The sequence below is a fragment of the Streptosporangium sp. NPDC004379 genome (assembly GCF_042873875.1).
GTDB lineage: Bacteria > Actinomycetota > Actinomycetes > Streptosporangiales > Streptosporangiaceae > Streptosporangium.
The window spans coordinates 42,152-55,770 of sequence record NZ_JBIAMC010000029.1; the positions used below are offsets into that span (position 1 = coordinate 42,152).

The following is a 13,619-nucleotide window of genomic DNA, read 5'->3' on the forward strand; positions in this document are numbered from 1 at the left end:
TGCCCATCACCAGGTCTCGCCGGTGATGCGCTCGTACGCCTCGACGTAGCGGGCCCGGGTGGCCTCGACGACCTCGGCGGGCACCTCGGGGGCCGGTTCCCTCTTGTCCCAGCCGGTGCCGGTCGCCCAGTCGCGGACGTACTGCTTGTCGAAGGAGGGCTGCGACCCGCCCGGCTCCCACCGCTCGGCGGGCCAGAAACGCGAGGAGTCCGGTGTCAGCAGCTCGTCGCCCAGGGTGAGCGTGCCGTCGGCCGCCCGGCCCAGCTCGATCTTGGTGTCGGCGATGACGACGCCCCGCCCGGCGGCCAGCTCGGCCCCCCGGCGGTAGATCTCCAGCGTGATCCGCCGGAGCTCCCCGGCGGTCTCCGCTCCCACCCGCTCGACCACGCCCTCGAAGGGGATCGGCTCGTCGTGCTGCCCGAGCGGCGCCTTGGTGCTCGGGGTGAAGATCGGCTCGGGCAGCCTGGAGCCGTCCACCAGGCCCGGCGGCAGCGGCACGCCGGAGACCGAACCCCGCTCGCGGTACTCCGCCAGCCCGCCGCCGGTGAGGTAGCCCCGGGCGACGCATTCGACCGGCAGCATGTCCAGCCTCCGGCACCGGATGGCCCGGCCGGCGAACTCGGCGGGGACGTCGGAGGCGGAGACGACGTGGTTCGGCACGACGTCGGCGAGCTGCTCGAACCACCACAGCGAGAGCCGGGTGAGGATCTTCCCCTTGTCGGGGATGGGCGTCGGGAGGATCACGTCGTAGACCGAAACCCGGTCCGACGCCACGAGGATGATGTCCCCGCGGTCCTCGTAGACGTCCCGGACCTTCCCTGAGTGGAGAAGCTTCACCGTTTTCCCTGCTCTCGCGCGCTGTCGTCCTGCTCCGCCGGTACACCGGGCGGGAACAGATTAGTCGGCGCCGCCCGCCCGGCCGGAACACGGGGCCGATGATCCCACAGGGGCGGGGGACAGGCGGGCCGCGGCCTCCTCGATGGCCGCCCGCACCCCGCCCACCCGGTCGGCCAGCAGACCGACCGCGCCGACCGTCCTGGCAACCGGGTCGTCCCCGGCGCCGCCCAGCGCCTTCTCGCGCAGGTAGGCCGCCTTCACCTCGGCCCAGCGGGCGGCCTGCCCGGCCGTCAGGACGCCCCGCAGCTCGGCCAGCTTGAGCAGGTTCGCCTCGGCGCCGGAGGCGAGGGTCCTGGCCTCACCGAGATAGTGGTCGTCGATCACCGCGTCCACCTCGGCCTCGTTCATCACCGGGACGATCCGGGCGGCGAGCCTGTTCATGTCCCGGTAGGACCCCTGGAGCCGGAACGGCGGCTCGGTCCTGGACGCGTCGGACCGGGCGGCCGAGTCGATGTAGGCCCGGTTGCAGGCCAGCACCACCCGCCGGACGCGAAGCAGGTGACGCAGGACCGGCAGCACCTCGTCGAGCTCGGCGGCGGAGTACGGGTGGGAGAGCCGGTCGGCCCGCGCGGCGGGATCGCCCTCCGCCAGCCGTACCAGGAGGCGGACGTCGCCGCGGTCCCGTGCGGACAGCGGGGCGAGGAACGGGCTGGAGGTGAGCGCGTTGTCGATGTAGCTCAGCGCGAACAGCTCCTCCCGGCCCGACAGCACCTCGCCGAGGTTCCACACGTCGGCGCGGTTGGCGAGCATGTCGGGGACGCGGAACCGCGCGCCCGACTCGGTGTACGGGTTGCCCGCCATGCAGACCGCGAAGCGCTTGCCCCGCAGGTCGTAGGTTCGTGACTCCCCGTCCCACACGCCCTCCATCCGCCGCTGGCCGTCGCACAGCGAGACGAACCGCTGCAGCAGTTCGGGTGAGGTGTGCTGGATGTCGTCGAGGTGGAGCAGCACGTCGGTGCCCAGCTCCAGGGCGAAGGAGATCTTCTCCACCTCACGGCGGGCCGCCGCGTCGGGCGCCCGCGCCGGGTCGAGCGAGGTGGTCAGGTGCCCCAGCGCCGGGCCGCTGACCTTCACGAACATCAGGCCGAGCCGGTCGGCGACGTACTCCATCAGGGTGGTCTTGCCGTAGCCGGGCGGGGAGACGAGCAGCAGCAGGCCCGACCGGTCGGCCCGGTCGGCGTCACCGGCGGTGCCGAGCTGCCGGGCCAGGCTGTCGCCGACGAGCGGCAGATAGACCTCGTCGAGGAGCTCGTTGCGGACGAAGGCGCTCATCACCTTCGGCCGGTACTCCTCCAGGCGCAGCCGCGCGCGCTCGGCGGCGACCAGCTCGTCACGCCGCCGCCGGTAGGCGCGGTAGGCGGGGACGCGCCGCTCCCGGAAGCGCCGGGTCCGGCCGAGGAACTCGTCCAGGCGCAGCTCCAGCGCGCCCCCGGTGATCCGCGGATGGGCGCCGAGCAGCCCGCCGACCCTGACGGTCAGGGCGGCGGGGGAGTCGTACCGGGCCGTGTCGCACAGCAGCACGGCCACCGCCTCCGGCAGGTCGGCCGACGGCTCGAAGGCCTCCAGCCACGCCCGGACCAGCCGGTGGCGGGCGGCGAGGTCGTCCCCGAGCGCGAGCAGGTCGTCGTCGAACCTCCGGCGCTCCGCCCCCAGCGCCCGGTCGAACCGCGTCAGCAGCGACCGCGCCGGCGCGCCCGTCACGAACCCCGGCGGCTCGCAGGCCAGCTCCTCGAAGAGGTACTCCCCGGCGAGCGCGCAGACGTCCGCGTCGTACGGTCCCTCCGCGCTGTGCGGTCCCTCTGCGCCGTGCGGTCCTTCCGTGCCGTGCGGTCCCTCCGCGCCGTCGCCGTCGGGCGGCCCGCCGGTTCCGCCGAGGTCCGCGGTGAAGGCCGCGACGGCCGCGCCGAGCGCGCGGCACGTCTCCGCCACCGCGTCGACCCTGCCGAACAGGGCGCGGGCGCGGGCCAGCGAGGCCACCCGGGTGCTCCACCTCTCACGTACGGGTCCGTCCACCCCGAAGGTCCAGAAGAGCTGCGCGGCGGCCCGCGCCGCGGGGGGATGGCGCAGCAGGCCGGCGTCCGCACGCAGCCGCAGCAGCGCCGCGAGGATCGCGGCCGCGTCGTGGTCGTGCACGCCGCGCTCGTAGCCCTCGTCGTAGCGGTCCCGCGCCGCCGCGCGGACGATCTCCAGCAGGCCGCCTCCCGCCGCCGCCGCGCGCAGCGCGTCGGGCGTGACGGCGGACCCGCCCGCGTCCGGCGCTCCGGCCTCGGCGGCGGCCAGTACGGCGGCGGCCAGGTGCTCGGCCCGGTAGACCTCGGCGTTCTCGGAGACCAGCGGCTGGTCCCAGAACGGCAGGGTGGCGGCGAACGACGCGTCGCGCACCGGCGCGCGGTAGCCGGTCCCGGTCACCGTGAACACCGGCCGGCCCTCGTGCGGCACGAGCGTCAGCTCGGCGTCCCGGGTGGCGACGGCGAACCGGTGCCGCCCCAGGCGGATCGCCGTTCCGCCGTCGGTGTACAGGTCGAGCCGGTCGCGCAGCGCACGGCCCGCCTCCTGGCGGGCGGACGCGATCCGCCCCTCCAGCTCCTCGGCCCGGGTCGTCTCGCCCAGCGCCCGGAGCTCCCCGGTCACCCCGCGCAGCCTGGCGACCATGGGGTCGGAGCCGAAGTAGGTGTTGACCTCGTCGGGCGACCCGAGCCCGGCCGCCCGGCGGCGTATGCCGTCCAGGATCCGGCCGGCGGACACGGCCAGCCGGTCGGCCCGGCGGGCCCGCTCGTCCAGCAGCGCCTGCCGCCGCGCGGAGAACGCCTCATGGACGTTCTCCCGCTCGGCGGCCAGCCGGGTCAGGAAGTCGTCGAACTCGGCGAACCGCGCCTCCAGGCCCTCCAGGTGGAGCGTCAGCCGGCCGAGCTGCTCGTCGCACCGCTCGGGGGTGTCGGCCAGCGCCAGCGCCCCGGTGACCGACTGACCCAGCAGCGCGAACTCGGCCGCGAACGCCGCCCCGCCCTCACGCGACAGCAGCTCCCCGCGGCGGGCGTCCAGCGCGGCGCGGGCCCGGTTGACGCCGCCGAGGACCTCGCCGACCCGTTCCAGGATGGCGGTCCGCACGGTCGCGCCGGCGACGTCGAGCGTGCCGACCGCCTCGGCCACGATCTCCAGCCCCCGCGCCTGAGCGGCCAGCCGCTCGCCGACCGGCCCGGCCTCGGCCGTGGTCGCGATGCCCCCGGCCTCCTCGACCAGCCGCCCGACCTCCGCGTGGTAGTCGGCGAAGGCGTCCTCGCCGCTCAGGAACTCCGCCGCGCGCCGCGTGGCGGCGTCGAGCTCGGTGCCGAGGCCGGCGTCCAGCGCGTCGATCCGGCCGGTGTCCACGTGGCGCAGCCCGCGCAGGGTCACCAGGTGTCCCCGGGCCCGGCGCAGCTCGGACAGGTGGGTGATCCACTCCCGCGCGGAACGCGGCTCGGGGGAGTGCGCCCGCCGTACCAGGGAGGCGATCTCCTCGGCGGCGCTCTCCAGCGCGGCCGCGGCCTCCCCGGTGAGCGCCCGTACCTTCTCGAACTCCTCCAGCACCTGCCCGGCGCAGGACCGCACGTCGGTGAGCGGCCCGTGCAGCCCGTGCTCGTCCAGCCAATGGTGGCGGTCGAAGACCCGGGCGCAGGCCGCGATCAGCGCCTCGAAGACCGGGGCCGACGGCGCCGTGTCCTCGACCATCCGGGCGACCGAGACGCAGTCGGAGATCCCGCGGACCAGTTCCGCGTTGCCGATCCGCTCCAGCGGGCCGGTGCCGGCCGGCTGGGCGGCGGCGTGCAGGTCCGACACGTACGGCGTCCGCCAGACCTGCACCGGGTGGATCCGGGTGGGTTCGTCCGAGGCCGCCCGGAACAGGAGCAGCGTTCCGTCGTCGAGCAGCGTGTGGCCGTGGCAGGGCAGGGGGGTGGAGACCTCCTTGCGGATCACGTTGTACGGCAGCAGCAGGGAGCGGCCCTCGGCGGGCGCGTGGAAGACGTAGAGCACGTCCTCGCCGTCGGGCGAGCGGATGGCCCGCTCGAACTCCAGGCCGGAGACGTCGGTGTCGAAGGTCCTGCCCGTCCCGGTGGACAGGAGGTAACCACCCGGGAAGACGATCCCCTGGTCCTCCGGGAGCCGGCGGCAGGCCCGGCCGATGCCGTCGAGGCGGACCACCTCCCCGGTCCGGGTGTTGAAGACCAGGTGCCGCCACTCGGTCTCGTTGTAGGGCCGGATGCGCAGCAGGATCAGCGGGCCGACCTCGGCGTGGTGGACGTCGGCGTCGGCGAGGCTCTGCAGCGGCTCGGCGACCGGCTCGCGGTAGGTCCTCTCGCCGGTCCCGGCGTCGTTCTCGGCCTTGACGGTGAGGCCGCCGGCGGTGTCGACGTGCACCCGGCCCCGGATCGAGATGTACGGGCGGCGGCCGGGCACGTGGTCGTCGCGGGTGGCCGGAACCCACTCGAAGTCGTACGGGGGCGGCGGGACGTGGTCACGCTCGCCCCGGTCGTCGAGATAGGCGAGCGCGCCGTCCGCGCCGACCCGCCAGCGCAGCACGCGGACGTCCTGCGGTCCCGCCCGGAAGACGGCCAGCAGCCTCTCCCCGGTCCGGTGGAGCCGCAGCAGCCGCGTCCCCCGGTAGTAACGGTGGAGCTCGGCGAAGTCGCGCTCGAACCGCGGGTCGCGGAACAGCGGCACGGGGTCGAGCCGGAAGTCCTCACCGCCCGCGTCCCCGACCTCCGTGTTCCCGCCGGCCGTGCTCCCACCGGCGATGCCTCCGCCGGTCGTTCTCCCGTCGGCCGTGCCGTCACCGGTCGCCTCCCGCACGAAGGAGTGCAGGGAGAAGACGTCCCCGACGGTCGTCTCCGGCTTCGGCCCGGAGGGGGCGTTGTGTCCGAACAGGATGAGCCCCCGCCGGACCTCCCGCCCGCCTCCGGGTCCGCCGTCCCGCCCGTCCCACCCGTCCCCCGTGCTCCCACCGTCCGCGCCCGGCGGGCCGGCCGCCTCGCCGAGCGCGACGATGTCGCGGGGGAGGCAGGGGTGCCCGGTGCGGATCCGTACGGTGCCGACCAGGCGGAGCTCGGTCCCGCCGAAGACCGCGCGGCGCCGGGCGTCGAGCGCCTCGGCCCGCCGGGCCAGCTCGGCCGCCCGCTCGGCGAGCCGGACGCGGAGCACCTCGTAGGTGCCCGCGTCCGGCCCGGCCTCGTCGTCCGGCGCCTCGGTGACGGCCTCGGTCATGAACGCCGTCACCGCTCACCCGCGTCGAGGACGGTGACCTGCGCCTCGGCGGTCTCCGCGGCGGCCACGAGCGGCGCCTCGGCGACGCCGCCGGTTCCGATGCGGCCGTTCGCCGGGACGGCCGCCCCTGCGAGGTCACGCAGCCGGTCGGCGTCGGGCCCGCCCGCGGCCAGCTTCATCAGCAGCGCCGACAGGGACAGGTTCCGCACGTCCCCGCTGTCCAGCGAGCCGAGAACCCCGGCCAGGTCGGCGGGCAGGCTCCGTGAGCCGTCGAGGTACGGCCCGGCGAGCGTCCGGGTGATCTCGGAGTGCCGGACGAAACCGTCGACGCTCTTGCCCGCGCTGATCGAGTTCGTCAGCCGGTCGAAGAACGCGCCGTCACCGCCGACGATGTCGATGTTGGCGTTCTCCAGGCCGGCGGCCATCACCATGGCCTGCGCCTCGGCGACCTTCGTCTGCGCCTCCACCCCGGCGAGGCGGATCTCCTTGTCCGCCTCCAGCCGCAGCCGGTACTCCTCGTGGCCGCGGGACGCGTCGTTCAGCGCGGCCATCGCCGCCGCCTTCTCGGCCAGGCCCTCGGCCTCCGCCTTGAGCTTCTCGCCGACCGCCGCCGCGGCGGCCAGCGCCTTGGCCTGCTCGCCCTCGGCCTCGGCCTTCAGCTTCTCGCGCACCGCGGTGGCCACCGCGTGCGCCCGGGCCTGCTCACCCTCGGCGGCCGCGAGGGCCTTCTCCCGCTCGACCGCCGCCTCGGCGCGGCCGATCTTCTCGATCGCCGCGGCGTCCCGCTCCCGCACCTGCACCTGGGCCAGACCGGCCGCCGCCGCCTCCGCCTGGACGCCCTCGGCCAGGCGGACCTTGGCGCGCGCGTCGAGTTCGGCGGCCTGCTGCCGCGACTCGGCCAGCACCAGCGCCTCGCGTGCCCGGTGCCGGGACGCCGCCTCGGCCGCCTCGGCGGCCTTGATGTCCTTGACGAGGTTCTCCTGCGCCTCCGCCTCGGCCTGGATGACCACGGCCTGACGCGTCCGCTCGGCCTCCTCGACCACCCGCAGGCGCTTGATGCTCTCCTCCTGCTCGGCGACCGTCTTCTCCACCGCGATCCGCTCGCGGACCACCTCGGCCACGGAACGCCTCTCGCCCTCGACCTCACGGTCCTTGGAGATACGCGACAGCTCGGTCTCCCGCTCGCGGGTGATGACCTCCAGCATCCGGTCCTTCTCGATCCGCTCGGACTCGATCGCGATGACCCGCTCGCGGTTCTTGGCGGCCACCGCGATCTCGCGGGCCTGGTTCTCCCGCTGGATGCCGAGCTGTTCCTCGGTGCGCAGGTCGGCGGCCTGCGCCTTGAGCCGCTCCGCGGCCTGGACCGTGAATATCTCCGCCTCCTCGCGGGCGCGCAGGGTCTCGATCTCGCGCCGCTGCCTGATCTCCGCGTCGGCCTGGCGGCGCTCCAGCTCCAGGATGGCCTCCCGCGCGTCCACGTTCTGGCGGGTGATCTCCTTCTCCTCCTGCCGCTGGAACTCGTTGGTCCGCATGTGCTCGATGGCGGTCAGCTCGGTGATCTTCCGGATGCCCTGGGCGTCGAGGATGTTGCCCTTGTCCAGGGAGAGCAGCGACGTCTGCTCCAGGTAGTCGATGGCGGCGTCCTCCAGGCTGTAGCCGTTCAGGTCGGTGCCGATCACCTGGATGATCTGGTCGCGGAAGGCGTCGCGCTGGGTGTAGAGGTCGACGAAGTCGAGCTGCTTGCCGACGGTCTTCAGCGCCTCGGAGAACTTGGCGTTGAACAGCTCCTGCAGCGTCTCCTGGTGGCTGGCCCGGGTCGTGCCGATGGCCTGGGCGACCTTCACCACGTCCTCGACGGTCTTGTTGACCCGGACGAAGAAGGTGATCCGGATGTCGGCCCGGATGTTGTCGCGGCAGATCAGTCCCTCACGGCCGGTCCGGGCGATCTCGATGGTCTTCACCGAGATGTCCATGACCTCCGCCCGGTGGAACACGGGCAGCACGATCGCCCCGGTGAACGTGACGTCCACCTTGTTGACCTTGGAGATGATCAGGGCCTTGCCCTGTTCCACCTTGCGGAACAGACGGCTGACCACGACGGCCAGGCTTATGAGGATGAGAAAGACGACGGCGATGAGAATTCCCAGTCCGGTGGAGATGACGTCCATGCGGTTCCTCGGCTAAAGGGGACGATGGGGGTCGAGTTCCGCGTCGTACGGCATCACCCAGAAGAATTCCCCCACCGCGTCGTAGGCGAATATCAGGGCGATGCTGCCGGCGCCGAAAACGTCGTCACCGGTCTGGCGGACTTGCACGAGAGCGGAGGAGCCGTCGGCGGCGGTGACCTCGGCCTGGCCGAAGCTCCCGCTCACCCGCCCGGTGCGGATGACGCAGGTGCGCCCCACGAAGTCGGCGCGGGAGGGGACGGGCCGGAGGCGGGTGGCGCGGCGCAGCGGCAGCACCACCAGGCGCGTGCCCGCCCAGGCGCAGACGAGTGCCGCCGCCAGGACGCCCGGTGGCCCGAGGACGTCGGCGAACAGCACGCCGCCCGCCAGGCAGGCGAACCACGCGATGGCGACCAGCAGCGACACGACCACGGCGACCGGCGCCCCGCCGAGCCCGATGCGGCCCAGCGCTCCGGAGAGGCCCACGGCATCGGCCCCGCCGTCCGCTTCACCGTCGAAACCGAAACCGCTCAGCAGGACGAACAGCCAGTAACCGGCGACCACGACGAGGGCGAACGTGAAAAGAACCGCCGGAAAGGCCAGTGCGGCGTCGACGAAACGACTCATGAGCGCGAAGAATCCCCCCGCCGGTGTCTCCCGGTGGCGCTCCCCGAAGCGCCCGTGCCCTGCACCCGTATAAAGAACGAGTAAAGAGAATGGTTCCCGGAGGGCGGAATGTTCTCCTCGGATGCCTCAGAGGGCCCGGAGGTCCGGGAGGCGTGGAGGTCCCGGAGGCGTCAGGTGCCCCGACGGCGTGGAGGTCCCTGAGGCGTCAAAGGACCCGGAGGCGTCAAAGGACCCGGAGGCGTCGGAGGCCGACGGAGTCAGAGGCCCCGGCGGCGTCAAAGGACCCGGAGGCCCCGGAGGAGCCGGGGAGCGGCCGGTGGGCCCCGGCTCCGCGGCGGGAGCGCCCCCCTGCTCCTCGCGGGAGACGGGGCGCGGTCGAGAGGGTCAGGCGGGGCGCGTGATCATGTAGGCAAGGCCGACCAGGATCACGACGGGGATCAGCCAGACGACGGCCTCGATGGCGAATTCCTTGTACACGGGCGCGCGTCCTTCCGGGGGTGGCGAGCGACGAGAAGCACGGGAGACCGACGATAGCGTCTGCGCCGCGCGACGGCCAGGACGCGCGGGCCCGCCGTACGGCGCGTCATCCTCCTCGGAGGCGGGGCCGCACCGGGCGCACGGGGCCGTACGGCGGGCTCCCGCCGAAGAGGTGGTTCTCGCGGGAGAAGGGCCGGGACGGCGCCCGGGTCAGGAGGGGACGACCGCGCCGACCGTCACGGGCGTGCCGGAGCCGGGTCCCTCGACCACGTCGGCGACCACGCAGGTGATGTTGTCCGGCCCCCCGGCCTCGCAGGCCAGCTCGATCAGCCGACGGGTCACCTCGTCCAGGTCGTCGACCTCGGCGAGCACCTGACGCAGCCGCTCGGCCTCCACCACCCCGGAGAGGCCGTCGGAGCACAGCAGGTAGCGGTCGCCGACCTCGGCGTCGCGCAGGGACAGGTCGGGGTCGGGGTTGTCGCCGCCGTCGAGGACCTGCAGCAGGATCGACCGGTGCGGGTGCCTGGCGGCCTCCTCCGCGGTGATCCGGCCGTCGTCCATCAGCGTCTGCACCAGGGTGTGGTCGTAGGTGATCTGGTACAGGTCGCCGTCACGGAGCAGATAGGCGCGGGAGTCGCCGATGTGGGCGAGCGCCACCCGCGGGCCGTCCCAGAGCATCAGCGTCAGCGTGGTGCCCATGCCGGTGAGGCTCGGGTCCTCCTCCACCAGCTCCCGCAGCCGCTGGTTCGCCTGGTGGACCCCGGCCTCGGCCGCGGCCACGAGGTCGTCCGGCTGCTCCTGGTCGAGAGCCGCGACCGCGGTGATGGCCGCCGCGCTGGCGACCTCCCCGCCCACGTGGCCGCCCATTCCGTCGGCGACGGCGAGCAGCCGGGCGCCGGCGTACGCCGCATCCTCGTTACCCTGGCGGACCCGGCCGACGTCGGAGCCCGCCGCATAGCGAAGCGTGATCATCTGCACATCACTGAAAGATCGAGTTGCACGAGCGGGTCGCTTTCCGGGCAGTCGGGATGGGCATGGGGCGAACCATGGTGTTCCACAATCCACCGAACACCATGGTGACGCAAGCGGCCGGAGGAAGTGTTGCCACATCTGTTGACGGCCGCATTGCACGTAAGCTGTCCCAGTGCCCTTCCGAAGCGTTTCCGAACGGGACGGCCCCCATCTCACCCCCGGCACGGCGAGGAGAACAGCAATTGACCGCGATCATTGAGGAGGCGGCACGGCGTCGCACGTTCGCGGTGATCAGCCATCCCGACGCCGGAAAGTCCACCATGACCGAGGCGCTGGCGCTGCACGCGTCGGCGATCACCGAGGCCGGCGCGGTGCACGGCAAGGCCGGCCGCCGCGGCGTCACCTCCGACTGGATGGACATGGAGAAGGCCCGGGGCATCTCCATCACCTCGGCCGCCCTCCGGTTCGAGTACCGGGGCCACATGTTCAACCTCGTGGACACCCCCGGCCACGCCGACTTCTCCGAGGACACCTACCGGGTGCTGGCCGCCGTCGACTGCGCGGTCATGCTGCTCGACGCCGCCAAGGGCATGGAGCCGCAGACGCTGAAGCTGTTCGAGGTCTGCCGCCACCGCCGCATCCCGGTCATCACGTTCGTCAACAAGTGGGACCGCCCCGGCCGCGAGGCGCTGGAGCTGCTGGACGAGATCGAGGAGAGGACCGGCCTGCGGCCCACCCCGATCACCTGGCCGATCGGCACCGGCGGGTTCTTCCACGGGGTGATCGACCGCGTCACCGACCGGGCGGTCCGCTACACCCGCACCCCCGGCGGCGCCACCAAGGCCATCGAGACCGACCTGCTTCCCGAGCAGGCCGAGGCCGAGCTGGGCGAGGACTGGATCCGGGCCAGGGACGAGGCCGAGCTGCTGGGCGCGATCGGCGCCGACCACGACCAGAAGGCGTTCGAGGGGCACGAGTCCACCCCGGTGCTGTTCGGCGCCGCCCTGAACAACTTCGGCGTCGGCCGCCTGCTCGACGCGATGGTGGACATCGCCCCCGCCCCGGCGCCGCGCCCCGACGTCAAGGACGTCCCGCGTCCGCTGGAGGAGCCGTTCTCCGGGCTGGTCTTCAAGGTGCAGGCCAACATGGACCCCTCGCACCGCGACCGGATCGCGTTCGTCCGCGTCTGCTCGGGCCGTTTCGAGCGCGGCATGGTGCTGACCCACGCCGCGACCGGACGGCCGTTCGCCACCAAGTACGCACACGCGGTCTTCGGCCAGGAACGCGCCACCATCGACGAGGCGTATCCCGGCGACGTCGTCGGCCTGGTGAACGCCACCGCCCTCCGTCCCGGCGACACCCTCTACGACGGCCCGTCGGTCGAGTTCCCGAAGATCCCGAGCTTCGCGCCCGAGCACTTCTGGACCGCCCGCTGCCGTGACGCGGGCCGGGCCAAGCAGTTCCGCAAGGGCATCGAGCAGATGGAGGCCGAGGGCGTCGTCCAGGTGCTGCGCTCCGAGATCCGCGGCGACCAGTCGCCGGTGCTGGCGGCGGTCGGCCCGATGCAGTTCGACGTGGTGAAGCATCGGCTGGCCGGGGAGTTCAACACCGAGATCGCCCTGGACCGGCTCGACTTCAGCCTCGCCCGGATCACCGACGCCGAGTCGGCGCCGATCCTCGCCCGGCAGCGGGGCGTGGAGGTCTTCACGCGCTCCATCGACGGGGAGCTGCTGGCGCTGTTCACCGACGAGTGGCGGATGCGCGGCGTGCTGCGCGACCACCCGGGCCTGGTGCTCAGGGCGCTGCTCGCCGACACCCGGGGCTGAGTTTTCGCGGCGGGCCCGCCGTACGGGGGAGTCCTCTCCGTACGGCGGGCTTTTCCGTGCGCGTGTCCCTGTGTTCCCGTACGGCGTGTCCTCGTGGGGGAACGGGTTTTCCCGTGGGACGGGTCGTCTCGTACGGTGGGCGGGGCGTGGTGCGGAGTGTCCGTACATGGTGGGATATGTCCTCATGAGCACCGTCAGATGGGGCATTCTCGCGACCGGCGGGATCGCGGCCACGTTCACCGAAGACCTGAAGCTGCTGCCGGACGCCGAGGTGGCGGCGGTCGGATCGCGGACCGTGGAGTCCGCCCGCGCGTTCGCCGACCGGCACGGCATCCCCCGCGCCCACGGAAGCTGGGCCGAACTCGCCGCCGACCCCGACGTGGACATCGTCTACGTCGCCAACACCCAGAACGCCCACTACGACGCCGTGCTGACCTGCCTGAACGCGGGCAAGGCCGTACTGTGCGAGAAGGCGTTCACGCTCAACCGCGCCCAGGCCGCCAAGCTGGTGGACCTCGCCCGCGAACGCGGGCTGTTCCTCATGGAGGCCATGTGGACGCGCTGCATCCCGGGCGTCCGGAAGATCATGGAACTGGTCGAGGGCGGTGCGATCGGCCCGGTCTCCTCCGTCCACGCCGACTTCGGGATCTTCGCGCCCGTCGGCCCCGAGCACCGGCTCCGCGACCCGGCGCAGGGCGGGGGAGCCCTCCTCGACCTCGGCGTCTACCCGATCTCCTTCGCCCACCTCCTGCTCGGCGACCCCGCCGAGGTTCGGGCCTGGGCCCGGCTGACCCCCGAGGGCGTTGACGAGAACACCGGCATGATCCTCGGCTACGACGGCGGCGCGGTGGCGGTGCTCTCCTGCGGCCTCACCGCCAACACCCCGGTCACCGCGACGATCTCCGGCCCGCTCGGCCGGATCGAGGTGCCCGGACCGTTCTTCCGGCCCGCCACCTTCGTCCTGCACCGCTCGGAAGCCGAGCCGGAGACCTTCCACGTCCCCTACGAGGGGTCGGGCATGCTGCACGAGGCCGCCGAGGCCATGCGCTGCCTGCGCGAGGGACTGCTGGAGAGCCCGCTGGTGCCCTGGCAGGCGACGCTGGACGTGATGGGCGTCATGGACGAGGTCCGTTCCCAGGTGGGGGTGCGCTTCCCGGGCGAATGACCGGCCTGTGTCGTTCGCTTGGGCGGGTCCTTCGCTCGGGCTGAGGCTTTTCCCGTCGTGGGGTGTTTTCCCGGGCTTGGGCTCGTCAGTGGTTGTCGGGCTGGGCGGGTGCGCGCGCTGCGGTGGGTGGGTGTTCCGGCCGGCGTTGTGGCTGGTGTCTGGTGCCGACCGGCCTTCGGCCTTGGTGTCGGGCGCGGTGGTTTCTGGCGTTTTGAAGCCGGCCGGAACACCCACCCACCTCCGCGCCATGCC

At 73.1% G+C, this 13,619-nt stretch carries 7 protein-coding genes; 2 read left to right on the top strand and 5 right to left on the bottom strand.

Annotation, left to right across the window (positions count from 1 at the left end):
* Positions 1 to 6: 6 nt before the first annotated feature.
* The 5 genes from ACFYSC_RS36045 to ACFYSC_RS36065 form a co-directional block, all read right to left on the bottom strand.
* Positions 7 to 837, bottom strand: a complete 831-nt coding sequence (locus ACFYSC_RS36045; RefSeq protein WP_362946475.1) for a phosphoribosylaminoimidazolesuccinocarboxamide synthase — start codon at positions 835 to 837, stop codon at positions 7 to 9.
* 60 nt (positions 838 to 897) lie between these two features.
* Complete coding sequence (locus ACFYSC_RS36050) at positions 898 to 6,135, bottom strand: DNA repair ATPase (protein WP_389970621.1); 5,238 nt, start codon at positions 6,133 to 6,135, stop codon at positions 898 to 900.
* An 8-nt stretch (positions 6,136 to 6,143) separates the two neighbouring features.
* Positions 6,144 to 8,303, bottom strand: a complete 2,160-nt coding sequence (locus tag ACFYSC_RS36055; RefSeq protein WP_389970609.1) for a flotillin family protein — start codon at positions 8,301 to 8,303, stop codon at positions 6,144 to 6,146.
* Between the two features lie 12 nt (positions 8,304 to 8,315).
* Positions 8,316 to 8,927, bottom strand: a complete 612-nt coding sequence (locus tag ACFYSC_RS36060; protein ID WP_389970612.1) for a hypothetical protein — start codon at positions 8,925 to 8,927, stop codon at positions 8,316 to 8,318.
* 687 nt (positions 8,928 to 9,614) lie between these two features.
* Positions 9,615 to 10,376 carry a PP2C family protein-serine/threonine phosphatase gene (locus ACFYSC_RS36065; protein ID WP_389970615.1) on the bottom strand — a complete coding sequence of 254 codons (762 nt, stop codon included), beginning with the start codon at positions 10,374 to 10,376 and terminating at the stop codon, positions 9,615 to 9,617.
* 209 nt (positions 10,377 to 10,585) lie between these two features.
* On the opposite strand from ACFYSC_RS36065, the gene ACFYSC_RS36070 reads away from it, so the two are divergent.
* The gene (locus ACFYSC_RS36070) at positions 10,586 to 12,202 is read left to right on the top strand and encodes a peptide chain release factor 3 (RefSeq protein WP_389970624.1); all 1,617 of its coding nucleotides are present in this window, start codon (positions 10,586 to 10,588) and stop codon (positions 12,200 to 12,202) included.
* 184 nt (positions 12,203 to 12,386) lie between these two features.
* On the top strand, positions 12,387 to 13,367 hold the full coding sequence (locus ACFYSC_RS36075) for a Gfo/Idh/MocA family protein (protein ID WP_389970618.1): 981 nt from the start codon (positions 12,387 to 12,389) through the stop codon (positions 13,365 to 13,367).
* Positions 13,368 to 13,619 lie beyond the last annotated feature (252 nt).